The following is a 25042-nucleotide window of genomic DNA, read 5'->3' on the forward strand; positions in this document are numbered from 1 at the left end:
GAGACAAATGCGTCTGGTCACCTACGCCGACCTGAGCGAGCAGCCCAGGCTGGGAATCCAGCACGGTGAGGCCGTCGTCGATCCCGATCGTGTCCTGCGTGCCGCTTCGGAAATGCAGCACCGCGGTCGCGGTGACGTGCCCCAGTTGCCCACAGAGATGGTGTCATTCTTCCAAAGCGGCCGACGCGGCAAGGACCTGGCAGCGCGGGCGGTGCAGCTGGCCGATCAGCTCGGGCCCGAGCTGATCGCGCCGGACGGCGCACCCGCAGTCCTGCCCAGGGACACGGTCCGGCTGCTGGCGCCGGTCCCACGACCGCGCCGGATCCGTGACTACCTCACCTACTCCGACCACGCGGCGGGCTCCGGGCTGCCCGTTCCGCCCGCCTTCACCTCCATGCCCATCTGCTACAAGTGCAACACCGAGACGGTCATCGGGCCCGGTGAACCACTGTTGTGGCCGTCGTACACGGGGCAGCTCGACTTCGAACTCGAACTCGGCTTCTTCACCTCCGGCGGCGGCGTGAACCTCACCCCGGACCAGGCGGCCGGCCTGATCGCCGGCGTCACGATCTTCAACGACGTGAGCGCACGGGACATCCAGCTGTTCGAGATGAGCCTCGGCATCGGGCCGTCCAAGGGCAAGGACTTCTGCACCGCGATGGGGCCCTGCGTGCTCACGATGGACGAAGTGGACGAGTGGGCAGTTGAGATGACAGCTCGCGTCAATGGCGAGACCTGGGCGACTGGAACCACCCGGAACCGGCAGTTCTCCTTCGCCGAAGTGCTGGCGTGGGCCTCACTCGACGAGCCGGTCCACCCCGGCGAATTCCTGGCCCTCGGCACGGTCGGCGGAGGCTGTGGCCTGGAGCTCGACCGCTGGATCCAGCCCGGTGACGTGGTGGAGCTGGAGGCTTCCGGCGTCGGAGTGCTCAGCAATCCGGTCGGCGCACGGCAGATCGCACCGCGTGGCGCCGGAGTGCCCAGTTACACCGGCGCACCCCCGGCACCGTCAACCGGCGCATCCCCGGCACCGTCATTCGACTCGTGAGCCCCAGGAGCGATGCTGTCCTGGAGCGCCGCCCCGCGCCACCCCCGCCATGAGCACGTCGTGACCCTCGACATCGTCATCCCGTATCCCCCAACCGCGAACCCCGAACCCCGAACCTCACGCCTCGCTTGACGAAAGACATGGAGGCGCCCCCGTGTCCGAAGCGGGGGCGGCCGACGGTGACTTCTTGTCAGGAAACAACCGCGGACGCCTGACAACCTGACGGCCGCCCGCCCCCCGACTGGAGCGGCGAGCGCCTCAAGGCGGTCCTCACCGGCTCCGCGAAGCCGGGTCCGTACAGTTCCTTCCAGCAGGGCACCGGCCGCACCGACCTGGTCCGGGCGCTGGACCAGAGCGTCATCACCGAGCAGGAACCGGTCAGCTTCGGCACGCAGCAGTGGCCGCACAACGACGACGAACCGGTGACCAGCCAGCTGACGTACCGCAACCTCGGTACGCAGCCGGTCACCCTGGAGCTGTCCGTCGACGCGTTCTCGGTGGACGGCAAACCGGCCGCCGAGGGCATGTTCTCCGTGTCGCCGCAGCGGCTCACCGTCCCGGCGGGCGGCGAGGCGAGCGCGAACGTCACGGCGGACACCCGCGCCGGCAGCGCCGACGGCACCTTCGGCGGCTCGGTCACCGCCGCGTCGGCGGACGGCACGGTCCAGGTGCGTACCGCCGTCGGGGTGGAGCGCGAGATCGAGTCGTACGACCTGACGCTGAAGCACCTCGACGAGAACGGCGAGCCCACCGGGGACACCGCCACCTCCCTGGAGGCCATCGGCAGGAAGTTCTACGAGAGCTACGCCGACGCGGAGGACGGCGAGCTGACGGTACGCCTGCCCAAAGGCGACTACACCCTCAGCGGGGTCATCCACCCGGACTACACCTCACCCACTCACGCCGTGCTGGTGCAGCCGAGGCTGCGGCTGGACGCGACACCAGCGTGACCGTCGATGCCCGGCAGGCGCAGCCGGTGAGGATCACCGTGCCCGACGCGGCGGCCGAGAACATCGAAGCCACGGCCACTTTCAGCTACGAGCGGGCGAGGGCCTCACCAAGGGCATCCGCGAGTACCTGCTGCCGACCTTCACGGGCGCGCGGTTCGGGCTGCTCGGGCCCGAGCAGCCCGGGGACGAAGCATCCGCCCTGTACGCCGGCGGCTGGAGACGCCAGGACGGCGAGGGCCGGCCGGTCACCTATCACCTGGCCTGGGAACACACGGGGCAGCTGGGCGGCTTCAGCGAGAAGGTGCAGCGCAAGCAGCTCGCCAAGGTCGACTTCCGGGCGGGGTACCCGTCGAGGGCAGAAGGGTCCAGGCCGAGGTCACTGCCCACACGTCCGACGGGACCCTGGTCGCGAGCTACTGCCGGAGCTACCGCGAGCAGTTCAACGTCGGCGTGTTCGGCCCGGCTCTGAACGGCACCACGGACGCCGGACCGCTGACGGGGTTCCCCGGCGCTGTGCGGTACGGGAACGTCATCAGGGCCTGTCTGCCCCTGTTCGGCGACGGCGGCGGGCACTGGGGCACAGCCAGACAACCTCGGTGACGAGCTCGCTGCGGGCGGGCGGCAAGGAAATCGCCGACGACTACGGAATCGCGCCGAGCGACGGCCTCACCGAATACACCGTTCCCGCCCAGGACAGCCCAGGTCACCCCCCGGTCACGTCGAGCACGCCCTTCCCCTTGACCCGCCGGCTCTTCAGCGCCGTCACGGCGTCGGTGGTGTCTTCCCAGCTTCCGCGCAGGTCGACCTGCGCCGACATCTTCCCGGCAGCCAGCAGCGCGAGCAGGTCAGCGAGGTCGGCATCGACCGGAGAGGTCACGTCGCCGTACGTGGTGATCGATCTGGGCTCACCGAAGGCGAACAGCGCGCCGGTGTCGAAGGCGGTCGGCTCCCCTGAGGCATGTCCCACGACGTGAACGGTGCCGCCGGCCGCGAGCAGAGACCAGACCGCGGCCAGTTGCGGACCACCGACCGTGTCCAGCACCAGGTCGAACGGATCCTCCAGACCCTCCACACCGACCACCACCTCGTCCGCGCCCAGCTTCGGCAGATCGACCCCGCGCTCGGCGGAGCCGACCGAAGCCGTCACGTGCGCACCGGCGATGGCGGCGAGTTGGAGGGCGAACCGCCCCACACCGCCGCTCGCTCCGGTCACCAGCACCCGCCTCTGCAACACCGAGCGCGTGCGCAGCACGCGCAGGGCGGTCACGCCGGCGACCCCCAGCGCGGCCGCGTCCACGAGGTCGACCCCTTCGGGGACAGCGGCCAGCCGGGTCAGATCGACGGCCACGCGCTCTGCCCACGTGTGGGCGGCGAGGCCGATCGCCACGGGGGTGCCCGCAGCCGGGCCGGTACCGTCGGCCGCCTGCTCGACGACGACGCCGGCGGCGTCGTGGCCGTGTACGGAGCCAGTGGGCCACCGGCTCGCGAAGACCAGCTCGCCGTAGTTGAGGCCGATGTGACGAACCGCCACAAGCGCCTGGTCCGGGCGGGGGCGGGGTTCGGCCACCTCGGTCAGTCGCACGGAAGCGGCGGCGTCCGGATCCACTACCAGAGCACGCACAGGGTTGTCCCTTCTTGGACTGTACGGTCACGAGCCGGGTATGCGCCGTGCCGCGGGAAAAAGCGGAACCGGCTGCTCGCCGGAACCGATGACTGGGCCGGAACCGATGACTCGGCCCGGAAACGGTGCGGGTCAGGGTGCGAACAGGCCGGGCTCGTGGGCGAGGGCGGCCTTGGCACGCCGGCTGAGGTCGTCCGCGACGATCTCCGAGCGGCCCTCTTCCAGCCCGTCGAGAACGATCCGCACGAACTCGGCCGGATCGGTCTTCTCGACATCCAGCGCCGCGGTCATGTCGGTGTCGACCATTCCGACATGGACGCCGGTGACGGTGGTTCCCTGGGCCCTCAGCTCCATCCTCATCCCGTTCGTGAGGCTCCACTGCGCTGCCTTGCTCACCGCGTAGGAGCTGCTGCCCGGATAGGTGAACCAGGAGGCGGCTGACAGGATGTTGACGATGGCGCCCCCGCCGTTACGGGCGAGCACCGGGGAGAACGCGCGGACCATCGCCAGTGTCCCGAACACGTTGGTCTCCATCTCCGCCCGTATCTTGTCGAGATCGCCGGTCACCACGTCCTGGGCGTGGGCGACCCCCGCGTTGTTGACGAGCAGGGTCACGTCCTGGGCCTGCTCGGCCACGGCGGACACGGACTGCGGATCGGTGATGTCGAGTGGCAGCGCCACGGCACCGGGGACGGTGATCCGTTCGACGTTGCGCGCCGTGGCGTAGACCTTCTTCGCGCCTCGTTCCAGCAGCAGCCGGGCGAACTGCTGACCGATCCCTCGGTTCGTGCCGGTCACCAGGGCGACGGTGTTTTCCATGATCGGGCTCTCACTCTCCTGCGTGTGGCGCCTGTACAGGTGGCACGCTAGGACGGGCCCGCGCGGCTCGTCGCCGCCCGTCAGCCTCGATGATGTGTCCTTCTGCCTCACTGGTGTGACGCTCCCCACGCGCACCCCGGCACCACTCGGTCACGAGGGAAGATGGGGAGGTGGATCTCCTGGCCAACGCCCTTGTCGCCGCCGGTGCCCGTGGTTCGCTCGGAACCCAGATCGAGGCCGGCGGTACGTGGGGCTTGTGGCTGGACACCTACCCCGGTGCCGCCCTCCACGCCGTCACGGCCGGCACCGTGTGGCTCAGCCTGCCGGATCGACGCCCTCGGGAACTGCGGACCGGGGACGTCGTGTTCCTGCCCGCGGGAACCGAGCACGGGCTGTCCGGTGAGCCGGGCGTGAGGCCGGGTGCCTGCGACCGGGCCGAGGCGGCCCGGGCCCGCGAGAGGGGCGACGTGGTCCGGCTCGGCTCACGACCGGCCTGCGCGGGACTGGTCACACTGCACTACGAGCAGGACCCTGAAGTGCGCACTCCGATCCTGGGCGCACTCAGCGACGTCGTCCACATCGAAGCGCTCACGCACCCCCATCTCGACGACGTCGTCCGGCTCCTCGTGCGAGAACTCTCCCACCCACGGTTCGGTACGACGGCGGCGCTGAACAGCCTCATCGACCTGTTGCTGATCCAGGTCATCCGCACGCGAATCGACGCCCGAGCCGAAGAACGCGTCAGCTGGCTGAGAGGTCTTCTCGACCCGCCCGTCCGGGACGCCCTCACCAAGATCCACCAGGAGCCGTCCCACCCGTGGACCACCGCCACCCTCGCCGCCGCGATCAGCGTGTCCAGGGCGACGTTGTCGCGCCGTTTCCCGGCGGCGACCGGTCAGACCCCGGGCGACTACCTCACCCGGTGGCGCATGGACCTCGCGGCTCTGCGGCTGCGGGACACCGACGAGACCGTGGAGTCGATCGCGACCGCCGTGGGCTACACCTCGGCGCACTCCTTCAGCCGGGCGTTCCGACGCAACCGCGGCCTCGCGCCGGGCGCGTACCGCAGCAGAAGTCGCCACGCATGACAAACGCATCGGGGAGGGGCGCTTCGGGCTCCTGCGACGGCACCGGCCCGTCACCGACTCCTCCTGTGGACGAGGCTGAGCCTCGCGCGGCGGCTGAAGCCTTGTTGGATATCCCGGTGCATGCTGCACCCGGGACACCGCGGCCTGCAGCGACCTGCGCGTCGCCAGGGGCTCCGGCCAAGCAGGCCCAACTAGGCAGGACCATCCGGGCGACTGGTCTGCCCGGCCCAGCTGTCCCACCCCCATCCTGTCTCTTTCTTCCCGCTGTGGAGAGCTGTCCGGGAGCGGGCCGGAACCGTTGACGGTTCCGGCCCGCTGCGATGTGTGCGTCAGGGGCTGTAGGAGACCGTCGGGGAGGACTGCCGCAGAGTGGCGACAACTTCATGGGGCGCGTCGACCAGAGCGAAGTCGACGGGCCGCTGGAGCTGGTACACCGCGCCTGTGGCGGGAAGACGGTGAGCTGATCGTTGACCAGGGCGGCCGTCTTGAGGCCGGACAGCTTCATCGGCTGACCGCCGCCCGGGGGCTTCTCGATGGCCAACGTCCAGCGGGAGCTCGGTGATCGGATTCAGGTGGCGGCGGAAGCGCCGGAGGCGGCGATGTACTTGGGGAAGCCGGTGGAGTCGGCTGGTCCGGTGGATGCGGTGGAGTCGGCTGGTCCCGTGGATGCGGCGGAGCCGGCAGTCACTGCCGCGTTCTTGCGCGCCGTCACAGCGCCACCACCGCAGACTCGCCTCGGAACGCGGCACGGTACGCCCTAGGAGTCGTGCCGACCTGGCGGGTGAAGTGCGCACGAAGATTCGTTGCGCTACCCATCCCGGACCGACGAGCGATCGACTCGATACCGAGGTCCGTGGTCCGTGGTCTCCAGCAACTGCTGCGCGTGCCGCACCCGCTGCGTTTGTCAGCCAGTGCAGCGGCGGCATGCCCAAACTCTGCTTGAAAATGCCTGTTGAGAGCGCTGCGGCCGTTCCGTGATCACGCCTGAGAAGTTCAAGACACAAGTCGATACCGGCGGCTGTTCCGGCCGAGGTCGCCGGTGCGCCCTCCTCGGCGATGTAGAGAACGCTCGGCTCCACCATGACCTTGGGGTAGATGTGCGCAAGCTCGTCCGCGTAGGCCCGTCGCTTCAACCGGTCACAGACCGGGGACATCCCTGACCCTCTTGAGCACCGAACTGAACGCGTCCGCCACGGCGTTGTGTCGCCTCGCGCGCGCCGCCCGGTCCGCCGGCACCAGCCGCGCGGCGGCCTGCACGGCGTAGGCGTCCGGATCACCGAAGACGGTCTGCGGGTCCTCCCCCGTATCCGCGCAATGCGCCGTGACATCCTTGACCGCCTGGAGCACGACTGCCCGGTCCACGCCCGGCTGCATGGCCAGCCGTACTTGGAAACGCGCCATCCACTTTTCGCGGTCCTTCCTTGCCGCGTCGGTCGTCTGGTCCTTCTTCGCCACGTGCTCTCCCGGGTGATCGGCAGCCGTCTGTCATGGAGAAGGACGCCGAGGCATCGACGTGGGTTGCGGAAGCGAGAACATTTCAGGTGAGTGCATGGGGGCCGCACCAGCTCTACCGACGGTCCACTATTAGCAACGTCACAGGTCACGGGTTCTGGCGCTGCGTGCCCTGTCCAGAAATCCTGGTGACAACAGCCTGCCTTGAAAGGGTCATTGCTTGATCGGGATCTGTCCGGGTTCGTCACGTGAGGCCGAGGACTTGCAGGGGTCGGAGGTAGTCACGGCCGGTGTGGCGGAGGGCGGCGACGATGTTGGTCTGGCCGTCCTGGCGGAAGACGCTGATGGCAAGGTTGCGCAAGAAGGCCATGGCGCGGGGCAGGGTGCCGGTGCGGACCTCGGAGTCGTGCTCGCGGAACGTGCGGTCCCGGACGTGGTGCAGAAGGTTCTCGATACCCCAGTGGCCCCGGATCCAGGTGGCGAGTTCAGTGCAGGTGGCGTCGAAGATGCTCAGGCTGGTGATCAGGTAGACGCGCTCGATGGTCGGCTTCCCGGTGCTCAAGGCGCGTCGCGCAGGCGCCGCCCCGCAGTGGGACCAGGCACTGCTGTCCGATCCCGCCCTGACCGGCATGTCCCAGCAACAAACTGGACGCCCTCACAGAGACCCTGACCCACGACGGCGATACGCGGCGCGGCCGTCCACCCCGGCTCGCCTTCCCCGACCAGGTCCTGGCCACCGTGCCGGGTCACTCGGCCCGACACTCCTCCCGAACACCGGCGGTCCGGGGTGCTCCCGGGCCGCCGCATCCATCAGCGTCTGGTTTGCCTCGTAGATCTCAGTCCACCCGGTGGGATCCCCCAGGTACCTCCGGGCGATGTACCAAAGCCTGTCCCCTCTCGCGAGCCCCGCCTGGCCTGGGCCAACGGTCACGGCGCCGCGTCGGGAGGGCCCAGCTGGGCCAGTGCGGTGGCGCTCGGGCTGCCGGGATCTGCGGTGTAGAGCACCAGCCGCAGGCTGGTGCCGGGCATGAGCAGGGTTTGACGGTCCAGTTCCAGCTCGCCGAGTTCGGGATGACGCAGGCGTTTGCGCAGCGTCGGCCGGGGGTGCACGTCGTGGCTGCGCCAGCCGGCGACGAAGTCCGGGCTGTGCGCGGCGTACTCGTTGACCAGCTCGCCCAGCGCACGGTCCGCCGGGTGGCGGGCGCCGGCCGCGCGCAGGTGGGCGGCGGACTGCCGGGCGAAGTCGCCTTCCGCGCCGACGGGTGCCGAGCAGAGGGTGCCGCCCAGCCGGATGGCGAGGCGCACGGTGTTGCGCTCGTGGACGGGCAATTGCGCGAAGTCGATGATCAACGTGGCCGCCGCAGCATTCCAGGCCACGATGTCCTCCAGGTCGTTCACCACATAGGCGGGAATCGGCCCGAGCCGCTGCAGCAGTCGGCGTGCATCGGCAGGCACCGGCGCGCGATCGGCGTCAGTACTGGGCGGGATCTGCCCGGCCAGCCGTGCCAGGTGCTCACGCTCTGTGTCGGTGAGGCGCAGTGCCGTGCCCAGCGCGGACAGCACCTGCGGCGACGGACGCGGCGCGCGGGCCTGCTCCAGTCGCTCGTAGTAGCTCGTGGACACCCCGGCCAGGGCGGCCACCTCTTCCCGCCGCAGCCCAGGGGTGCGCCGGGCACGCAGGCCGGGTGGGTGGACAGCCGTGGCCGGCATCTGGGCCGGGCGCAGCGCCTCCCGTCGACGGCGCAGGAAGTCAGCCAGATCTGCTCTGCTCACCCGGCCAGGTTGGCACAACGGCACTCGGCTCAGCCACGGACCAGTGGTCCGGGGCTCACTGGTGCGTTCCACGGCACTGCCTCGTGCGCCCACTCTGGTGCGGTCACACGTCCCGCAGAACGCTGGAGAATCACCGTGTCACCGCGAACTTCCGAAGAGACCTTTCGCCGGCTGCTGGAGCTGCTGCTGGCCAAAGACATGGATGCAGTCGCCGATCTGTGGGCGGAGTACGGCACTGCCGAGTTCCCCTTCGCCGAAGGGGCCTCACCGAGACGGCTGACCGGACGTGAGGCCGTCCGGGGCTATCTGGCCGGCTACCCGGACCTGATGGACGTGCAGGCGATCCCGACCCTCACCGTGCGCCACACGGACCAGCCGGACACCATCGTGGTGGAGTTCACCGCGCGCGGCCGCACGGTGGCCACCGATGCGCCGTACCAGTTGGACTACATCACGGTGCTCACCACCCACCAGGGCCTGATCACCCGTTATCGGGACTACTGGAACCCGCTGGCGGCCGCCTCAGCGGCGGGCACGCTGCCCGAACTGCTCGGCTCGCTGCGCTCGCAGGCCACCCGATGACCGGCGTGCTGATTACCGGCGGCACCGGGAAGACGGGAAGCACCCTGGCCGAACTGCTCCGCAAAAGCGGTGTGCCGGTCCGGGTGGCAAGCCGCATCCCACCGGCCGACGCCCCGGACGCGGTTCGGTTCGACTGGAGCGATACGGCCACCCATCCGGCCGCGTTGCACGGGATGGACCGGGTCTACCTGGTGCCTCCTGTAGACACCACGGATCCGATGCCACTGGTCGAACCGTTCTTGGCCGAGGCCGAACGCCTCGGCGTGCGCCGGGTGGTGCTGCTCGGCTCCGCCATCGTGCTGCCCGGTGCCGCCGGCGCGCTGGAACTGGCCGCGCACGTGCGGACCCGGCCCGGATGGGTGGTGCTGCGCCCCTCCGGGTTCATGCAGAACTTCTTGGCCCCCCACCCGCTGGGTGAGCGGATCCGGCGACGCGGTGAGATCCGCACCGCTGCCGGAACCGGCCGGGTGGGCTGGATCGACGCTCGAGACATCGCGACGGTGGCCGCCGGGCTACTGACCGAACCCGACGGTCACCCCGACGACCGGCGTGACTACCTACTCACCGGGCCGAAGGCGCTGAATTACCAGGACGCGGCACGGATCATCACCATCCACACCGGCCGGCCGATCCGGGTCGTGCCCGTCGGGGTCGCCGAGCAGGCGGACACCTACCGTGCGTCCGGCATGCCGGACGCCTTCGCGACCGCCCTCGCCGCCGTCGACGCCGGCATCCAAACCGGCCGGGACGGCCAGGTCAGCACCGCGGTGCTGGACCTGACCGGCCGCCCGCCCCGCACCTTCGCCGAGTTCGTCCAGGACCACGCACCCCACTGGGCGAACGTCGGGACACCCGAAGACTGACCGACATCTGTGCCGGCCCCGGCGTGAACTCCTCCTTGGACCAGCTCGTGAGCGCGGCCGCCGTCCTTGGCGCGCTGCCGCCCGGCGCCCCGGCCCCGCCCCTGGTGGGCATCCACCGCGCGGCCGACTGGGCCGCCGTCGTCATCGCCCACCTGGACGGCCCGCGCCCCGATTCTCCCCGGCCGGCCTCCGGAGACGCCGAACAGAGCTGGGCGTTCCCGCCGGCCTGAGGGCCGGTTCACCCGGGCGGGGCGCTTGCCCGAGGCGCTGGCCGTACGTGGCCCCCGTCGTAGCGGGCCGCGCCCGTGCGCATGGCGAGGGCGACGCGACAGGTGAGGGCCGGGTCGGCGAAGGAAGCGGTGCGGAGCTGGCTGGAGCGGGAGGTCTCCACGCGGAACGGCGGTGCGCGGCAGCAGCGTCACCCCGAGGCCGCCGGCCACCAGCGTCGACATACCGGGGGCCGTGGTCGTCGCCGGGATGCCGACGCGGCACCGGGCACGCCAGGCCGGCACATCACACGACTGAACCGTTCCGGGTTCGGCAGGACTGTCCCCGACAAGCCGCGTGCCGAGCAGCGCCCCTGCGGCTGTCAGCTGTGCCCGTCCTCGCGGTCCGCGGCGTCGAACATGGAGCAGTTGTGCTGAACCACGGGCATGTACTGCTCAGCCCACGCTCGCAGACTCCGCAGCGGCGCGACGAGCGTCGTGCCCAGGCTGGTCAGCCGGTAGTACACCCGTGGAGGCTTGCTCGCCTCGACACGACGACTGACAAGCCCGTCTCGTTCCAGTGCCCTGAGGGTCTGCGCCAGCATCTTCTGCGACACACCGGTCATCTCGCGCTTCAGCTCGGTGAACCGCAGCTCGCCCTCGGCGGCGGCAAGTGACAGCACCGCCATGGTCGACCATCGCCTGCCAACCCGGTCGAGCAGGTGCCTCGTCGGGCACAGAGGATCGAACAGGTTCCCCTGCCGCGAGGCAGTTACCACGCCGTCACCTGGTTCCGGGAAAGTGCCTTCTTCCCCGTTCATCGGGGGTTTCCTATGGTTACCACGTTCCCAATCGTAACCAAGGAGGGCCCCTGTGCGCCAGATGACTCTGTTTCCTCACCTTCCCGGCGCGACCGTGCACCGCGTACCGATCGACGGGGTCGAACTCGTCGTGGAGACTCTCGGGCAGGGGCCGGCCACGCTGCTGCTGCACGGCTTCCCGCACACCCGCGCGATCTGGCGCGATGTCGCGCCCCGGCTGGCCGCGGCAGGTTTCCGGGCCATCGCGCCGGACCTGCACGGGCTGGGCGACAGCACACCCGCCGTCCGCGGCTACCAGGCATCCGCGATCGCCACGGACCTGCTCCGAATGTTGGACGTCCTCGGGGACCGCGAGGCACACGTCGTCGGCACCGATCTGGGTGTCACGCCGGCATTCGCCCTGGCAGCATCGTCGCCCGAGCGCGTGACCAGCCTGACCCTGTCCGAAGGGCTGATCGGACTTCTGCCCGGCGCCGAGGCCTTCCTGCGGCAGGGGCCGCCATGGTGGTTCGGCTTCCACCAGGCGCCCGGTGGTCTGGCCGAGGACGTCCTGGAGAACTCGGCGGAGCGCTACGTCCGCTTCTTCCTCTCCGCCGGCAGTCGCCGAGGTGTGCCGGCAGACCTCACACGAGTGATCGTCGAGGCCTATCGGGGCAAATCAAGTCTCGGCAACGCCTTCGACCACTACCGCGCGATGCCGGCCACCGCGGAGTGGATCGGAAACTGGGCGCAGGACCAGCGACTGACGACGCCGACCCTCGCCATCGGCGGCGGCGTGATCGGCACGGCCACCGCCCGCCAGCTCGAGCCGATCACCGGCTGCCTCGACCAGCACCTGCTTGAAGACTGCGGTCACATCACCCCGATCGACCAGCCGGACGCCTTCGCCGACCTTCTCATCGCGCACGCCAGGGCCGTCTGAGCTCACGCCTTCAAGACCCGTCCGGAAGAAAGCCGACCGAACCCACAGCAAGGGGCCGCGGCGGGCTTCGTCGTGAGCCGCACCGCCTTCGAACCCCGCGTGCGTGGCCACCTCGGCGACGCATCCGCGACAGAACAGGGACGCCCCCTCGCGACGAACTGGTCGGGTACGGGCCGCTGCTGTCCGATGGCGCCAGCCGGCTGGGTACGGCGGTGATGGTCCGGGCCGCGCGGATCCGGACATGGCTCGCGTGGTTCTGACTGCCGGCCGGTACGCCGACATCGAGGTCCACGACTGGCAGCTCGGCGGGCGGCCGTCATGACCGGTTCCGCACACCGTGGTCAACCGATCGGTGGATGCGGCTTGACTGTCCGGTGGACCGAGTCTCAGCCGCTGACCTTCGATTCGGTTGATGTGTGCCGGTGCTGGGACGGTGTGCGTGCTGTGAACAGCGTGGAGAACTTCATGGTCGCCAACGCACTCTGTTGTGCCCGCGATCGGGGCTGCCCAGACTTGGGCGCGGTCCATAGTCGTTGACCGTGTGAGTGAACAACAACACCCTTGTCGTTCCGGGGCGGTTACAGGGCGCTGCGCATGATCAGCAGCTGGTCGGCGAACGACGAACGGGCCGATGCGGCGGCCTTCCGCAGGTCGATTCGCCCGCGATGCTGCTGTTGCCGGCGAACTCGGATAGGCGTTACTGCTCGGTGATGTTGGAGTTCGGTTCGAGGGTGGGGGTGGTTGCGGTCCAGCTGGCGAGGATGTCCATGGCTCGTCGTGAGGGTGATTCCGGTTCGGTGGTGTAGATGAACAGGGTGGTCTCGGGGTCGCCGGGGAGGGTGAGGGTTTCGTATTCGACGGTGAGGTCTCCGACGAGGTTGTGACGGAGGCGTTTGGAGCCGTGGGTGCGCTGGTGGACGCGGTGTTGTTCCCACCATTGGTCGAACTCCCGGCTGTGTTCGCGTAGTTCGGTGACGAGGTCCGCGATGGCGCGGTCGTCGGGGTTACGGCCGACTTCGAACCGGAGGCTTTCGACGGCGGCGCGGGCTTGGTCGGGCCAGTCGAGGAAGAGGGCTCGGGCGTCTTCGTCGAGGAACATCCAGCGGGCGTAGTTGCGGTGGGCGGCGGGGAGCTGGTCGAAGTCGGTGAAGAGGGCTTTGGCCATGCGGTTGGCGGCGAGGATGTCGGTGCGGCGGCCGAGGATGACGGCGGGTTCGCCGTCGAGGGCGTCGAGGAGCTGGTAGAGGCCGGGGCGGACGCGTTGGACGTCGTGGCTTCGGCGGGGGGTGGGTGCCGAGGTCAGGCCGATGAGGTCGTTGAGGTGGGCGCGTCCGGCGGCGTCGAGGCCGAGGGCGCGGCCGAGGGCTTCGACGACGGCGGCGGAGGGAGTGATGCGGCGGCCTTGTTCGAGGCGGGCGTAGTAGTCGGTGGATACGCCGGCGAGGCGGGCGACTTCTTCGCGGCGGAGGCCGGGTACGCGGCGGACGCGTCCGTCGGGGGGCAGGCCGGCGCCGGCGGGGTCGATCTGGCTGCGGGCGCGCCGTAGGAAATCGGCGAGTTCTTGGTTGGTTCTGTTCACGGTTCGAGTATCTCTGAGCCGGCGCGGTCCTGGGTGGACCGGCGAGTCCTAGGTTCCGAGGACCGCGCCTCCACAGGGCGCGAGACAGGCCCCCCAGAGGGGTTTGCGGCGGGTCACTGTTGAAGCACGCCACCACGGGAACAGCCCGGAGGCGCATCCCCGAAATCGTGAGCAAAGGACGACCATGAGTTTCCCGACGGATCGACCCGCGACCTGGTTCGTGACCGGTACTTCCCGCGGTCTGGGCCTGGAGCTGGTCACGCAGCTGCTCCAGCGTGGCGACCAGGTCGCCGCGACGACCCGTTCCACGGAGCGGCTGCTGGCGGCCCTCGGTGACCGCGCCGACACTTCGCGGCTGCTGCCGCTGACTGTCGATCTGCGTGATGACGAGCAGGTCCGGCAGGCTGTCCGCCAGGCCACGGAGCGATTCGGCGGCCTCGACGTGGTCGTCAACAACGCCGGCTACGGCTACCTGGCCGCGGTGGAGGAGACGAGTGCCCGCGAGGTTCGCGACATGCTCGACGTCCAGGTCGCCGGGGTGTGGAACGTATTGCGTGCCACGCTGCCGGTGCTTCGCGAGCAGAAGAGCGGTCATGTGGTCAACGTGTCGTCGATTCTCGGGCTGACCGCGGTTCCGGGCTGGGGCCTGTACTGCGCGGGCAAGTTCGCGCTCGAGGGTCTCACCGAAGCGCTGGCCCAGGAGATGGCCGACTTCGACGTCAAGGTCACCATCGTCGAGCCCGGCTACTTCCGCACCGACTTCCTCACCACCGACTCGCTCGCGCTGCCCGCCTCGACGACGGATGCGTACCCGGGTCTGCGTGAGATGACCGAGAACCACCTGAAGCTCCAGGGCAACCAGCTGGGCAACCCGGTCAAGGGCGCGGAGGCGATCATCCGCCAGGTTGTCAGCGGCGAGGGCCCGCTGCGCCAGCTGCTCGGCTCGGACGCCCACACCTACGCCACCGCGAAGGTCGATGCCTTGCGCGCGAACCTGGAGGCCACCGCGCGGACCGCCGACGCCACTGACTTCGCTGATGCGTGAGAATCCCCTGTTTGTCATAGAAAGGAATTGGTCGTGCGCAAGATTCTGATCGTCATGTCCGCTGCCGGCATCTGGGAACGCAACGACGGATCGGAATACCCGACCGGGTACTGGGCCGAAGAGCTCGCCGCGCCCCATGAGAAGTTCGTGCAGGCCGGCTTCACGGTCGACTTCGCTTCCCCGGGCGGCGTTCTGCAGCCGCTCGACGCCCACAGTGCCGACCCGGAGATCGCCGGCCCGGACTGTGCGCACTACGTGGAGCACGCCGCGCGGGCCCTGAGTGAGTTCGGTCCGCTGCTCAAGCTGGACGAAATCGACATCAACGACTACGTCGCTGTGGTCATCCCCGGCGGGCACGGTCCTGTGGTCGACCTCTACCAGGACCGTGACCTCGGCCGCCTGCTCACCGAGGCGGACGCGACCGGGAAGATCATCGGGGCCGTTTGCCACGGCCCGGCCGGCCTTCTGTCCGCCGTGGACGAGAACGGCAAGTGGCTGTTCGCAGGTCGGGAGATGACGGCCTTCACCGACGAGGAGGAGCAGAGCTTCGGCACTGCGGAAGGCGCTCCGTGGCTGCTGGCCGGCACGCTGCGTCAGAAGGGTGCGAAGCACTCCGGAGGACCGGCGTACCAGGCGTACAACGTGCAGGACCGGAACCTCTTCACCGGCCAGAACCCGGCCTCCAGCGCCCCCATGGCCGAGGCCATGATCGGCGCGCTCAAGTAGCAGTGCGCACCAGCTGACCAGCCGGGAAGCCGACAGCCTGCCCTCCACTCCGTCTTTCCCCGGCTGCCGCGGTTTGTGCCGCCCGCCCCCACTGGTCCGGGAACGGCGGCACCAACCGCATCCGTCGGCTGATGATCCCCATCATGATCGCTCAGGAAGAAGCGTGGAATCCGTGGTCACATCTCTGTCTCAACCCGATGCCGTTGGACGTGTCGAGAAGGGCTTGTTCATCGGCGGTCGATGGCGATCGGCATCCGGCGAGGGTAGCTTCCCGGTGGAGGATCCGGCCACCGGGCGGACACTGTGCGAGGTGTCGGACGCAACCCCGACGGATGCGCTGGCCGCCCTTGACGCTGCAAGTGCCGCACAGGCGAAGTGGGCTGCGGTACCCCCGCGCCGGCGGGGCGAGATTCTTCGGCGTGCCCACGATCTGCTGATCGAGCGCATTGACGAGTTCGCGTTGCTGATCACCCTGGAGATGGGCAAGTCACTGGCCGAGTCCCGGGCGGAGGTCGAGTACGGCGCGAACTACTTGCGCTGGTTCGGTGAGGAAGCCGTCCGGATCGACGGAAGCTGGAAGGTCAACGAGGACGGCACCGCCCGAGTACTGGTCACCCGTCAGCCGGTCGGGCCCTGCCTGCTGATCACGCCTTGGAACGCGCCGCTGGCCATGCCGGCCCGCAAGATCGGCCCGGCCGTGGCTGCCGGCTGCACCATGGTCGTCAAACCCGCGCCGCAGACCCCTCTGACTACGGCTGCGTTGGCGGCGCTTCTGACCGAAGCCGGCCTCCCCGGTGGCGTGCTCAACATCGTTCCCACCACACGAGCCGCCGCGATCACCGAGTCCCTCCTCCTGGACGGCCGGCTGCGCAAGCTGTCGTTCACCGGCTCCACGCCCGTCGGCCGCAGGTTGCTGTCCCAGGCAGCCGACACCGTCTTGCGGACCTCGATGGAGCTAGGGGGCAATGCTCCGTTCATCGTCTGCCGCGACGCCGACATCGACGCCGCAGTCGAGGGTGCGATGACCGCCAAGCTCCGGAACGTCGGTGAGGCCTGTATCGCCGCCAATCGCTTCCATGTACACGCCGACGTCGTCGACGAGTTCAGTGAGAAGCTCGTCGCGCGCATGAGCACCATCACTGTCGGACCCGGCACGGACCCTGCCTCCGACCTCGGGCCGATGATCGACGCACGCCAGCGGCGCAGGGTCGCGGACCTGGTCGACGAAACAGTCGACGCGGGCGCCCGAGTGCGCACCGGCGCTCGGCTTCCCGAGGGACCGGGCTACTTCTACCCGCCCACCGTACTCACCAACGTCCCCGCCGGCACTCGCATCACCCGCGAGGAGATCTTCGGCCCGGTCGCTGCCATCCAGACCTTCACCACCGAAGCCGAAGCCCTTCACGACGCCAACAACACCGAGTTCGGTCTCGTGAGCTACCTCTACACCCAGGATCTGGGTCAGGCGCTCCGGATGAGCGAACAGCTCGAAACGGGCATGGTGGGTCTCAACCGCGGCTACGTGTCCGACCCGAGCGCTCCCTTCGGTGGCATGAAGCAGTCCGGCATCGGCCGGGAAGGTGGTAACACGGGGATCGACGAATATCTGGAGCAGAAGTACGTAGCCATCCACATGGGTACTCCCCAGTCCGGGGACAACGGCGCCCTCGCCGCGGCAACGCCGATCCGATCCGGCGTCGGTGGGCCGGAGGGCGGGCGATGACCGGCAGCACCGTTTTCGACTCGTTCTTGTTCCGGGACTTGTTCGGGACAGCCGAGATGCGGGCTGTCTTCTGTGACCGGGCCTACGTGGATCAGGTTGTTCGCGTCGAAGTCGCATTGGCGCAGGCAGAGGCACGAGTCGGCGTCATACCGCGCCACAGTGCGGACGTGATCGCGGCATCGTGCGACCCGGCGCGACTCGACCGTGATCGGCTTCGCCGCGACACAGAGACGGTCGGATACCCGATCCTGCCCATCGTCGAGCAACTCGCTGAGCAATGTGGTGACGCCGGCGGATATGTGCATTGGGGAGCCACCACCCAGGACATCATGGACACGGCGACGGTTCTCCAGTGCGCCGAGGGCTTGACCCTGGTCTCGGATGCGCTCGATCGCCTGCGCGCACACTTGCGCCATCTGGCCACGGAGCACATCGACACGGTCACCGCCGGCCGCACTCATCTCCAACACGCCCTGCCCGTCACCTTCGGCTACCGGGTGGCCGTCTGGTTGTCCGCGCTGGACCGCCATGCCGATCGGCTGACCGCTGTGCAGGAGCGGGACCTGATGGTGCAGTTCGGAGGAGCAGCAGGAACCCTGGCTTCTCTCGGCCCGGGCCCGGCCGGCCTTCGGGTACGGGCCGAACTGGCCGAGGAACTCGGCCTTCGCGACCCCGAAATCACGTGGCACGTCGCGCGGGACGGCCTTGCTGAGATTGTCGGCCTGCTCGCGGCGATCGGTGCTTCGATCGGCAAGGTCGGCACCGACGTCGCGTTGATGTGCTCAACGGAGTTCGGCGAACTCGCCGAACCATTCGTGCCGGGTCGGGGGGCGAGTTCCACCATGCCCCAGAAACGCAACCCCATCTCCAGCGAACTCATGGTGGCAGCGGCGAAGCTGCTTCGTGACAAGTCCTCCGCCATGCTCGACGCGATCATGCAGGACTTCGAGCGCGCCACCGGGCCCTGGCACGTCGAATGGGCCGTGATCTCCGAGGCATTCCTGCTGCTCGCCTCATCGCTTTCTCAGGCCGAGCAGGCGATGGCCGGTCTGCATGTCGATACGGAGCGAATGCGAGCCAACCTGAGCTTGACTGGCGGGCTCATCGCCGCGGAAGCCGTGATGATGGCACTCGCACCCGAAATCGGCCGTCAGCACGCCCACAAACTCGTCTACGCCGCCTGCAGTCGAGTACGAGATACCGGCACAGAGCTGGCCGTCGAACTGCGAAAAGACCCGGATGTCGCGGCAATCCTCGGCGAAGACCGGATCGACGCGCTCTGCCACCCCGCCGGTTACCTGGGAAGCGCCCGGGCCATGGTCCGTAGCGCAGTGGGGGTTGCCGCGGAGCGAACCGACGCGGAGGACCGAGACGGCTCTCGTCAGTTCAAGACGTGCGAATAGGCGCGATCGGGACAGCTTGCGGCGGTGTTCGGGAAACGCGCTTCGTACTGTTGCCGGCAGCGGCGCCGCTGACAACCGCCCCCGGTTCCCGCTGCCCACGGTGAGGGCCGGGTTGGTCAGCCCGGTGTGGGACGTGTGCGGCGTGCGCTGTGTGCGGGCCCCTCCGTCGCGGTGTACCAGAGCAGCAAGGCACACACGAAGCCCGCGGCGGAGTCGATCAATGAACGCGCGAGGGAGTCGCTCCGTACTCCGGCGACGAGCGCGACGGCCGCGGACAGTGCCAGGGCGACGGGCGGCAGCGCGCGGGGGCTGCGCGTGATGTCCGGTGCGGCGGCGGTGGGCAGCAGCCAGACCACGAGGCTGTAGCAGACGCAGGCCAGCAGTGTTGACCCCAGCACGTCACTGGGCCGGTGGTGACCGAGGGCCTGGACGGCAGCGGCGATGCAGGCCAGCCACAGCACGCCGACCGTGGCGACGTAGGGACGGATGCGGGGGGACGCGACGAGGATGACGCCGAGGGTCAGCGCGGCGGGGATGGCCGCGTGCCCGCTGGGGAAGCTCCCCTCGATGAGCGATTCCCTTGCGTTCACCAGGTCCGGGCGGGGCAGGACCGGCTTGAGCACCTCCTTGCACCCGATCGCGGCCACAACGACCCCGACCGCCGCACACCCCTGCCACCAGCACCTGCGCACCAGGGTCACGACCGCGATGACGGCCAAGCCCACGATCAGGGTCTTGGTGTGGCTGGCTTCCAGCGGTGGCAGGGGTGTCGAGCCGTAGGCCGCTCCCGACCAGGGATAGATCCATGCCTTCTCCATGTCGTGTACACCGAGATCGAACACGGCGTTCTCCGCCCTTTGCCCGACCGGAGTGCAGACCGCGAGCAGGTAGATCGCCACGAACCCCAGGGAATACAGCAGAGTTGGGGTCCACGGCCGTGTCGTTGGCCAGGGGCCGGGACCGGCCGGGGCTTGTGAGGTCGGGTCGAGGCCGGTCGGCCGGTGCGTGGGCGAGGTGGAGGAATCGTGCTGGGTCATCGCTTGCTTTCTTCCGTGGGAGCAGTTCGGTCACGCGCCTCTTGTTGCACGCGGTGGGCCGACGGGCTCGGCCGGCCCACCAGGGAATCTGCTCCTATTCGGGGAGCGCCCGGTTCTGCCGGCGCTGGGCGGTGATCGCCAGGACCGGGAGGGGTGCGACCAGGAGGAGGAGGACGACCAGGTCCGGCAGGGACTGCATGAACTCTTGCGGCTGGGCGACGATCGCCTGTGTGCGGATGAACGCGACCGCTGCGACAGGGATCAGCCACCGGTAGTCCCCGGTGGCGGCCGTCGCCACCCACGCGGCGAGCAGCGCGGCGACTTCCAGGGCGAACAGGCCGCGTTGGAAGGCCGGGCTGACGGAGATGATGTGCAGGCCCCCGGCCACGAACAGGGCGAGCACGACGGGAACCAGCCAGCGGTACGAGCGGCGCCGCAGCCTGCCAGGGCGGCAGGCCGCCAGCACGGCGCACGCGGTGCACAGCGCCCCGGACAGCACCAGGTCACGGGCCGTTATCGGGGCGCCCAGCCCGTAGTAGCCCAGGCCCGACTTGCCCTCGTCGCTGAAGAACGTAGTGCTGTTGAACGTGGCACCGGCGTAGATCATCACCGCTGCGGCCGGCAGTGCGATCCAGGCCCTGCCGCGCAGCAGGGCGATCAGGCAGACCAGCGGAAGCAGCCCGTAGGGCAGCAGCCGTGTCCGGGTGTCGGGACCTTGCGCCCACGGGTACCAGCCGGAGAAGTGGAAGGCGATGGCATTCCGGCCGGGATCGATGTGCAGTGCCCAGTGCCACACATCCTGCAGGTACGGCACCAGCGCCAGCGCGGCGAGGACGAGAGCGGTCAGATGGATGCCGTCCAGCCACCACGGCCGGGCCGTGTCGTCGACGACGGCACGGGCGCGGGCCTGCACCCCGGCACGCGCCAAGGCGACAACTTCCCGCGGCGGGGGCCAGGAACGGCCGGGATACGCCTCGGACAGACAGGCCAGTAACTCCTTGCCCTGCCGGGAGCGGTAGGACTCGGGGTAGGCCGCAAGCAGCAGACGGTTCATGCCGGGGCCACCCCGGCATCGCGCGAGCGCCCCATGACGACAGCCGCCGCCTGCTGCATCCGCAGCGCCTCCCGGCCGAGCGCCTCTGTGCCGTCCTCCGTGAGCCGGTAGTAGCGCCGAGCCCGCCCGTCCACGATCTCCTCGCCGCCGGCGGCCACCAGCCCGGCCCGCTCCAACCGCTCCAGCGCGCCGTAGAGCGTGCCGACAGCGATCCGGAGCCGCCCGTCGGTGGCCTGCTCGGCAGCCTTGATGATGCCGTAACCGTGCAACGGCCCATCCATGAGCGCAGCAAGGATGAAGTATTGAGGTTCCGTCAGGGACGGGCTCTGTCGCGTCATGCGCCGAGCATATATCGAGCTACGAAATATATCTGCTATCCCTGGGTGAGCACCGGCAGCACCTCCACGCCCGCGGCGAGCGTCACCCTCTCCCGACCGGCGGACTCACCTATCTCCTGACGCTCACACAGGGAGGTTCTCCGCCGGGAAACAGCAGTGAGCGGCCGATGAACTGCGGCGGGCAGAGCGCAAGCAGCGCATCCTATGCGCGCGGATGCGTCCCTGTGTGGGGCTCGTCGGCGGGACCGTCGTGCACGCCGACTGCAACGTGCCGTTGTCGTGACCGGTGAAGCCGCGAGGGAGGTCTGCCGGCGCCGGCAGACCTCCCCCTACTGAAGGTGTGGCTGCCGCGCGCCTCTACCTTGTGAGCGACTGTGGAGGTGGCAATCGCCCTGACGAAGCTCTGTACGAGGACTTCGTCAGCTACGGCACCGACGGCAAGGACATGCGACTGAACGACGAGAGCGTGGTGCCCGTCGTCAAGGCGCACGGCGCCGTCCTTCAGCGGCTCGCCATGAGGTGCCGCAGTGGCGGTTTCGGACCTTCGACGGCCCTCACTGCTTCGGCACCTACTGGCGAAAGAACGGCATGTCCGGCGGGGGCGGTTGGCAGATGCGGCGGGAGTGCGTCGAGGGCATCCTCGGCCCCACCCGGGACGCTCTGGAGGAGTTAGAGGAGCTTGAGTATGCGCCTTGTTCTTCATGGTCCGAGCTCAGATGTCCCGCTTCCGCGCCGTCAGCTGGAAGAGCCGAGCGGTGTGCATGTAGGGCGGAAGTGCAGTCGTGGCGAGTTCCAGTTGCTCAAGGTCGGCATAGAACGCCGGGTCGTACTTTCGCGCGTCGTCGGTGATGTAGTCGCAGAAGCTGCGGATGCCGTAGTGCTGTACGTCCTGGCAGCCGAGGCTTTGCAGGACAGGGATGATCTCTTCGGCCGTGTGGAGCGTCACCGCCGAGGTGAACATCTGGGTCCGGGACTGGTCTGTGCCGAGCGCGGCCAGCGCGGCGGCGGGGTCGATCTCGCGAACGGCGATGGTCAAGGCGGCCGAGTGACGGTTGATCGCCATCATCGAGAACAGCCCGCCGGACTTCAGCGGGGCGAGGGCCGTGGCGAGGACGCCCGGCACGTCGTCCACGTACTGGAGAAGGTTGTGGCACAGGACCACGTCGAACGCTCCATCGGCGATATCGGCGGGCAGAGCAGTCACGTCGGCGCGCACGCATGTGATCAGCTCCGTCAGGCCAGCCGTCGAGGCTCGCTCGGTCGCGGCGGCGAGCATGGCGGGTGCGTAGTCGACGATGGTGACTTGATGCCCGCGGGCGGCCAGGCGCATCGCGTCGCCGCCGTCACCGCCGGCGAGGTCGAGCGTTGAACTTCTCGGGAGCTTCAGGCATCTGGTGACGATAGCTCGAACAACGGCCCGAACAAGTTCACTCACCAGGGAGTTCGGCATATACGAACGGCGGTCTCGGCGTGATCCTTCGTGCTGACCAGAGCGCGAGTTTCACCAGTCCCAAGACCGCCGTCGGAGGTGAGTCTGCTGCACGAACCTGATGCCGCGACCTTGCAGGTCACCGACCGCTAGGGCACCGCTCGCGTGATCGCCTGGGGACCGCATCCGTCCTCGCCCGACCACCCGCTCCGCGTGGATCGACCACACCGGCGAACTCCACGTCATAGAGGGCACGTTGATCCGCTTGGAGGTCGACCGCCTGCCCGGCGGCCACGACCCGCTCCCCGTCTGGCGTGGTCCTCGGCCACCGGACTGTCGGGCGAGGACGTCGATCTGCGCCGGCAGGCGTTCTTGCGCAGGTTCGATCGCCCAGGTTCGATCTTGAGCACACCTTCCGGATGATCAAGCAGACGCTGGGCTGGACCCGCCCGAAGCTCCGCAGGCCCCACGCGGCAGACCGTTGGACCTGGCTGATCATCGCCGCCCACACTCAACTCCGCCTCGTCCGCACCCTCGCCTCCGACCACCGCCGCCCATGGGAGAAGCCGGCCGAGCCCGGTCGGCTCACCCCCGCCCGGGTCCGCCGAGGGTTTAGGAACCTCCGCCCGCACCTGCCCTGCCCGACCCGTTCGCCGAAACCCAACCGGCCAGGCCCCGGCAGACCCCTCGGCTCTGAGAACCGACACCCCGCCACCCGCTACGACGCGGGCAAAACGGTCAGGCGACCCAAGACCATCACCGAACGCGACCAGCTCAGAGCTTGTTCCCGGGCCGACCCGCTGCGTGGGCGCGGGGCTCCTGGGGTCAGTTCGGTGTCGCCTTGCCTGCTGGCTGATCACTTCGCCTGGGCGAGCCAGACCGCGTCAGGGCCGGCCGGGAATCGCAGCTGGCCGGTCGTGTCGTGCACGGCTCGCCACACCGTCTCGGCGACATCGCTCTCCTTGGTGAACAGGTCCTGGCTGGTGAAGTCGCCCATGGTCTTCTTCGCCCAGGGTGCGTAGGGCGCCGGGACCAGCTCGTCCAGCGAGGCGCCGTTCGTCGCGTTGGCCGCGAAGTTCGTTGTCAGGCAGGCGCCCGGCTCGACCGTCTTCGCCTGCACGCCGAAGGGCGCGAGCTCGAGCGCGAGGGATGCGGTGAACCCCTCGATGGCCATCTTGCTCGCCTTGTAGACGGCCGAGAGCGGCATGTGGCCCAGCACCACGCTGGAAGTCACGTTGACCACCACGCCGGAGCCGCGCTCGCGGAACTGGGGCAGCACCGCCTGCGTCGTCGCCATCACGCCGAACGTGTTGGTTTCGAAGACTTCCCGCACTCGGGCCATGGGGGTGCCCTCGAACACGCTGATCGATGGGACGCCCGCGTTGTTGACCAGGACGTCGATGGGCCCGGCTGCCTCGAACGCGGCGGTGATGGTCTCGGGCTTGGTCACGTCGAGCTCGACGACACGGAGCCGGTCCGACTCGGGCAGGACGCCCGCACGCGGCGTACGCATCGTGGCGATGACGTTCCACCCCTGCGAGTGGAAGTACAGGGCGGTCTCCCGCCCGTATCCGGATGAAGCACCAGTGATGAGGACTGTCTTCATGCTGTGGCCTTTGCGATGTGGTGGGATCCGCGCGGATGGACAGGCATTTTCCTGCCCCGCGGAAGAACCGGTGATCCCATTCAATCGCTGTGACCTGCTGGAACAGTAGAACTATCGTCGCTTCCTCTTGCACGATCCTCTCTCGCGGCCCGGCTGCTCAGGGAAGGACGCCTGCGGTGTTGCGCAGGCGGGCCGCGTCCCGGCTCGGGGGTGCGCCGAACTGGCGGCGGTACTCGCGGCTGAACTGTGACGGATTGTCGTAGCCGACGCGTTGGCCGACTCCGGTGACGTCGCCCGGGTGGGTGGCGAGCAGCAGCCGGGCCTCCTGGAGCCGGATCTGTTTCTGGAACTGGATAGGACTCATCGCCGTCACCGCCTGGAAGTTGCGGTAGAAGGCGGAGACGCTCATGCCGGACAGGCGTGCCACGTCCTCGACCCGGAAGGGCTCGGCGTAGTGCTCGCGGATCCAGCGCACGGCCCGCGAGATATGACTGAGGCCGCTGTCGGCGAGGCCGAGCTGGCGCACCGCCGCGCCCTGCTCGCTGGTGATCAGACGCCACAGAATCTCGCGTTTGACCAGCGGGGCCAGTACGGCGCGGCACGACGCCGTTCGCGGTGTTGCTGATCGGGCAGCCCACACTGCGGAAGCGGATGAAACACGGCGTCCTGGCGGCCCTGGACCAGCGGATCTCGATCAGCTTCCAGATGCCGACGATGAGCAAGGAGGAGACCGCCAGCTACATCAAGCACCACCTGACGATCGCCGGACGATCGGATCCGCTGTTCTCCGACGACGCCGTCGACCTGATCCACCTCACCAGCCGCGGCCTGCCCCGGTCGGTCAACAACATCGCCCTGCAGTCCCTCATCGCCGCGTTCGCCGACGAGAAGAGCATCGTCGACGAGTCCTCCACCCGCCTCGCCATCACCGAGACACACGCGACAGACTGAAGGGCG

At 69.0% G+C, this 25042-nt stretch carries 24 protein-coding genes and 5 pseudogenes; 14 read left to right on the top strand and 15 right to left on the bottom strand.

Annotated elements, in window-relative coordinates; translation table 11 throughout:
* The first annotated feature begins 7 nt into the window (after nucleotides 1-7).
* Both ACIBK3_RS43910 and ACIBK3_RS43915 read left to right on the top strand, forming a co-directional pair.
* Nucleotides 8-1048 (top strand): fumarylacetoacetate hydrolase family protein, encoded by a 1041-nt coding sequence (locus tag ACIBK3_RS43910; RefSeq protein WP_399374036.1) that lies wholly within the window; start codon nucleotides 8-10, stop codon nucleotides 1046-1048.
* A gap of 422 nt (nucleotides 1049-1470) precedes the next feature.
* Entirely contained in the window at nucleotides 1471-1998 is a 528-nt protein-coding gene (locus tag ACIBK3_RS43915; protein ID WP_399374038.1) for a hypothetical protein, read from the top strand.
* Between the two features lie 703 nt (nucleotides 1999-2701).
* Here ACIBK3_RS43915 and ACIBK3_RS43920 read toward each other — a convergent pair.
* Both ACIBK3_RS43920 and ACIBK3_RS43925 read right to left on the bottom strand, forming a co-directional pair.
* Nucleotides 2702-3619 carry a zinc-binding dehydrogenase gene (locus ACIBK3_RS43920; protein ID WP_399374039.1) on the bottom strand — a complete coding sequence of 306 codons (918 nt, stop codon included), beginning with the start codon at nucleotides 3617-3619 and terminating at the stop codon, nucleotides 2702-2704.
* Nucleotides 3620-3751: 132 nt separating this feature from the next.
* Nucleotides 3752-4438, bottom strand: a complete 687-nt coding sequence (locus tag ACIBK3_RS43925) for an SDR family oxidoreductase (RefSeq protein ID WP_399374041.1) — start codon at nucleotides 4436-4438, stop codon at nucleotides 3752-3754.
* A 170-nt stretch (nucleotides 4439-4608) separates the two neighbouring features.
* On the opposite strand from ACIBK3_RS43925, the gene ACIBK3_RS43930 reads away from it, so the two are divergent.
* Nucleotides 4609-5526, top strand: coding sequence for a cupin domain-containing protein (locus ACIBK3_RS43930; protein ID WP_399374043.1), 918 nt, complete (start codon nucleotides 4609-4611; stop codon nucleotides 5524-5526).
* 708 nt (nucleotides 5527-6234) lie between these two features.
* On the opposite strand, the pseudogene ACIBK3_RS43935 reads toward ACIBK3_RS43930, so the two are convergent.
* The 3 genes and pseudogenes from ACIBK3_RS43935 to ACIBK3_RS43945 form a co-directional block, all read right to left on the bottom strand.
* Nucleotides 6235-6480 (bottom strand): annotated as a pseudogene (locus tag ACIBK3_RS43935) (hypothetical protein); the annotation flags it as partial.
* 183 nt (nucleotides 6481-6663) lie between these two features.
* Complete coding sequence (locus tag ACIBK3_RS43940) at nucleotides 6664-6981, bottom strand: hypothetical protein (RefSeq protein WP_399374044.1); 318 nt, start codon at nucleotides 6979-6981, stop codon at nucleotides 6664-6666.
* 241 nt (nucleotides 6982-7222) lie between these two features.
* The gene (locus ACIBK3_RS43945; RefSeq protein ID WP_399374046.1) at nucleotides 7223-7540 is read right to left on the bottom strand and encodes a transposase; all 318 of its coding nucleotides are present in this window, start codon (nucleotides 7538-7540) and stop codon (nucleotides 7223-7225) included.
* On the opposite strand from ACIBK3_RS43945, the pseudogene ACIBK3_RS43950 reads away from it, so the two are divergent.
* Nucleotides 7530-7719, top strand: a pseudogene (locus ACIBK3_RS43950) (ISAzo13 family transposase); the annotation flags it as partial. The gene ACIBK3_RS43945 and the pseudogene ACIBK3_RS43950 overlap by 11 nt on opposite strands.
* A gap of 186 nt (nucleotides 7720-7905) precedes the next feature.
* Here ACIBK3_RS43950 and ACIBK3_RS43955 read toward each other — a convergent pair.
* On the bottom strand, nucleotides 7906-8751 hold the full coding sequence (locus ACIBK3_RS43955; protein WP_399374048.1) for a helix-turn-helix transcriptional regulator: 846 nt from the start codon (nucleotides 8749-8751) through the stop codon (nucleotides 7906-7908).
* A gap of 135 nt (nucleotides 8752-8886) precedes the next feature.
* Between ACIBK3_RS43955 and ACIBK3_RS43960 the strand changes: the two genes are divergently transcribed.
* From ACIBK3_RS43960 to ACIBK3_RS43970, 3 genes are read left to right on the top strand one after another with little or no spacing between them, the layout of a single operon-like run.
* The gene (locus tag ACIBK3_RS43960) at nucleotides 8887-9333 is read left to right on the top strand and encodes a nuclear transport factor 2 family protein (RefSeq protein ID WP_125506522.1); all 447 of its coding nucleotides are present in this window, start codon (nucleotides 8887-8889) and stop codon (nucleotides 9331-9333) included.
* On the top strand, nucleotides 9330-10196 hold the full coding sequence (locus tag ACIBK3_RS43965) for an NAD(P)H-binding protein (RefSeq protein ID WP_399374049.1): 867 nt from the start codon (nucleotides 9330-9332) through the stop codon (nucleotides 10194-10196). The genes ACIBK3_RS43960 and ACIBK3_RS43965 overlap by 4 nt, the downstream gene beginning before the upstream one ends.
* Nucleotides 10197-10219: 23 nt before the next feature.
* Nucleotides 10220-10426, top strand: a complete 207-nt coding sequence (locus ACIBK3_RS43970) for a hypothetical protein (protein ID WP_399374052.1) — start codon at nucleotides 10220-10222, stop codon at nucleotides 10424-10426.
* 62 nt (nucleotides 10427-10488) lie between these two features.
* Here ACIBK3_RS43970 and ACIBK3_RS43975 read toward each other — a convergent pair.
* Nucleotides 10489-10684: pseudogene (locus ACIBK3_RS43975) on the bottom strand (LysR substrate-binding domain-containing protein); the annotation flags it as partial.
* Nucleotides 10685-10785: 101 nt separating this feature from the next.
* Complete coding sequence (locus tag ACIBK3_RS43980; protein ID WP_399374054.1) at nucleotides 10786-11223, bottom strand: winged helix-turn-helix transcriptional regulator; 438 nt, start codon at nucleotides 11221-11223, stop codon at nucleotides 10786-10788.
* A gap of 61 nt (nucleotides 11224-11284) precedes the next feature.
* Here ACIBK3_RS43980 and ACIBK3_RS43985 point away from each other — a divergent pair, with 61 nt between their 5' ends.
* Nucleotides 11285-12145: an alpha/beta fold hydrolase gene (locus tag ACIBK3_RS43985; RefSeq protein ID WP_399374131.1), complete on the top strand. Its 861-nt coding sequence runs from the start codon at nucleotides 11285-11287 to the stop codon at nucleotides 12143-12145.
* Between the two features lie 697 nt (nucleotides 12146-12842).
* On the opposite strand, the gene ACIBK3_RS43990 is transcribed toward ACIBK3_RS43985, so the two are convergent.
* Entirely contained in the window at nucleotides 12843-13724 is an 882-nt protein-coding gene (locus tag ACIBK3_RS43990; RefSeq protein ID WP_399374055.1) for a helix-turn-helix transcriptional regulator, read from the bottom strand.
* Nucleotides 13725-13908: 184 nt separating this feature from the next.
* Between ACIBK3_RS43990 and ACIBK3_RS43995 the strand changes: the two genes are divergently transcribed.
* From ACIBK3_RS43995 to ACIBK3_RS44010, 4 genes are all read left to right on the top strand, one after another.
* Nucleotides 13909-14769, top strand: coding sequence for an SDR family NAD(P)-dependent oxidoreductase (locus ACIBK3_RS43995; RefSeq protein WP_399374058.1), 861 nt, complete (start codon nucleotides 13909-13911; stop codon nucleotides 14767-14769).
* A gap of 33 nt (nucleotides 14770-14802) precedes the next feature.
* Complete coding sequence (locus ACIBK3_RS44000) at nucleotides 14803-15495, top strand: type 1 glutamine amidotransferase domain-containing protein (RefSeq protein ID WP_399374060.1); 693 nt, start codon at nucleotides 14803-14805, stop codon at nucleotides 15493-15495.
* Between the two features lie 163 nt (nucleotides 15496-15658).
* A complete protein-coding gene (locus ACIBK3_RS44005) occupies nucleotides 15659-17218 on the top strand; it encodes an NAD-dependent succinate-semialdehyde dehydrogenase (protein ID WP_399374062.1) in 1560 nt (519 codons plus the stop codon).
* Nucleotides 17215-18621, top strand: a complete 1407-nt coding sequence (locus ACIBK3_RS44010; protein WP_399374064.1) for an adenylosuccinate lyase family protein — start codon at nucleotides 17215-17217, stop codon at nucleotides 18619-18621. The genes ACIBK3_RS44005 and ACIBK3_RS44010 overlap by 4 nt, the downstream gene beginning before the upstream one ends.
* Nucleotides 18622-18737: 116 nt before the next feature.
* Here the strand turns inward: ACIBK3_RS44010 and ACIBK3_RS44015 are convergent, their stop codons facing one another.
* The 4 genes from ACIBK3_RS44015 to ACIBK3_RS44030 form a co-directional block, all read right to left on the bottom strand.
* Nucleotides 18738-19520 (bottom strand): phosphatase PAP2 family protein, encoded by a 783-nt coding sequence (locus tag ACIBK3_RS44015; RefSeq protein ID WP_399374065.1) that lies wholly within the window; start codon nucleotides 19518-19520, stop codon nucleotides 18738-18740.
* Between the two features lie 232 nt (nucleotides 19521-19752).
* Nucleotides 19753-20712 carry a hypothetical protein gene (locus ACIBK3_RS44020; RefSeq protein ID WP_399374067.1) on the bottom strand — a complete coding sequence of 320 codons (960 nt, stop codon included), beginning with the start codon at nucleotides 20710-20712 and terminating at the stop codon, nucleotides 19753-19755.
* Nucleotides 20709-21050 carry a PadR family transcriptional regulator gene (locus tag ACIBK3_RS44025; protein ID WP_399374069.1) on the bottom strand — a complete coding sequence of 114 codons (342 nt, stop codon included), beginning with the start codon at nucleotides 21048-21050 and terminating at the stop codon, nucleotides 20709-20711. The genes ACIBK3_RS44020 and ACIBK3_RS44025 overlap by 4 nt, the downstream gene beginning before the upstream one ends.
* A gap of 712 nt (nucleotides 21051-21762) precedes the next feature.
* Nucleotides 21763-22500 carry a class I SAM-dependent methyltransferase gene (locus ACIBK3_RS44030; protein WP_399374070.1) on the bottom strand — a complete coding sequence of 246 codons (738 nt, stop codon included), beginning with the start codon at nucleotides 22498-22500 and terminating at the stop codon, nucleotides 21763-21765.
* A 93-nt stretch (nucleotides 22501-22593) separates the two neighbouring features.
* On the opposite strand from ACIBK3_RS44030, the pseudogene ACIBK3_RS44035 reads away from it, so the two are divergent.
* Nucleotides 22594-23258, top strand: a pseudogene (locus ACIBK3_RS44035) (transposase); the annotation flags it as partial.
* A gap of 77 nt (nucleotides 23259-23335) precedes the next feature.
* On the opposite strand, the gene ACIBK3_RS44040 reads toward ACIBK3_RS44035, so the two are convergent.
* Both ACIBK3_RS44040 and ACIBK3_RS44045 read right to left on the bottom strand, forming a co-directional pair.
* Nucleotides 23336-24085, bottom strand: a complete 750-nt coding sequence (locus ACIBK3_RS44040) for an SDR family oxidoreductase (RefSeq protein ID WP_399374071.1) — start codon at nucleotides 24083-24085, stop codon at nucleotides 23336-23338.
* Between the two features lie 157 nt (nucleotides 24086-24242).
* A pseudogene (locus ACIBK3_RS44045) lies at nucleotides 24243-24776 on the bottom strand (helix-turn-helix domain-containing protein); the annotation flags it as partial.
* On the opposite strand from ACIBK3_RS44045, the gene ACIBK3_RS44050 reads away from it, so the two are divergent.
* A complete protein-coding gene (locus tag ACIBK3_RS44050) occupies nucleotides 24737-25036 on the top strand; it encodes a hypothetical protein (RefSeq protein WP_399374073.1) in 300 nt (99 codons plus the stop codon). The pseudogene ACIBK3_RS44045 and the gene ACIBK3_RS44050 overlap by 40 nt on opposite strands.
* The last annotated feature ends 6 nt before the right edge of the window (nucleotides 25037-25042 follow it).

The sequence above is a fragment of the Streptomyces sp. NPDC050287 genome (assembly GCF_044459385.1).
GTDB lineage: Bacteria > Actinomycetota > Actinomycetes > Streptomycetales > Streptomycetaceae > Streptomyces.

Excerpts from the sequence above, each read along its gene's own strand:
- ACIBK3_RS43910 (WP_399374036.1), top strand. The coding sequence starts at position 8 with ATGCGTCTGGTCACCTACGCCGACCTGAGCGAGCAGCCCAGGCTGGGA.
- ACIBK3_RS43925 (WP_399374041.1), bottom strand. The coding sequence starts at position 4,438 with ATGGAAAACACCGTCGCCCTGGTGACCGGCACGAACCGAGGGATCGGT.
- ACIBK3_RS43965 (WP_399374049.1), top strand. The coding sequence starts at position 9,330 with ATGACCGGCGTGCTGATTACCGGCGGCACCGGGAAGACGGGAAGCACC.
- ACIBK3_RS43980 (WP_399374054.1), bottom strand. The coding sequence starts at position 11,223 with ATGAACGGGGAAGAAGGCACTTTCCCGGAACCAGGTGACGGCGTGGTA.
- ACIBK3_RS43985 (WP_399374131.1), top strand. The coding sequence starts at position 11,285 with ATGACTCTGTTTCCTCACCTTCCCGGCGCGACCGTGCACCGCGTACCG.
- ACIBK3_RS43995 (WP_399374058.1), top strand. The coding sequence starts at position 13,909 with ATGAGTTTCCCGACGGATCGACCCGCGACCTGGTTCGTGACCGGTACT.
- ACIBK3_RS44010 (WP_399374064.1), top strand. The coding sequence starts at position 17,215 with ATGACCGGCAGCACCGTTTTCGACTCGTTCTTGTTCCGGGACTTGTTC.
- ACIBK3_RS44020 (WP_399374067.1), bottom strand. The coding sequence starts at position 20,712 with ATGAACCGTCTGCTGCTTGCGGCCTACCCCGAGTCCTACCGCTCCCGG.
- ACIBK3_RS44025 (WP_399374069.1), bottom strand. The coding sequence starts at position 21,050 with ATGACGCGACAGAGCCCGTCCCTGACGGAACCTCAATACTTCATCCTT.
- ACIBK3_RS44030 (WP_399374070.1), bottom strand. The coding sequence starts at position 22,500 with ATGCCGAACTCCCTGGTGAGTGAACTTGTTCGGGCCGTTGTTCGAGCT.
- ACIBK3_RS44040 (WP_399374071.1), bottom strand. The coding sequence starts at position 24,085 with ATGAAGACAGTCCTCATCACTGGTGCTTCATCCGGATACGGGCGGGAG.
- ACIBK3_RS44050 (WP_399374073.1), top strand. The coding sequence starts at position 24,737 with ATGAAACACGGCGTCCTGGCGGCCCTGGACCAGCGGATCTCGATCAGC.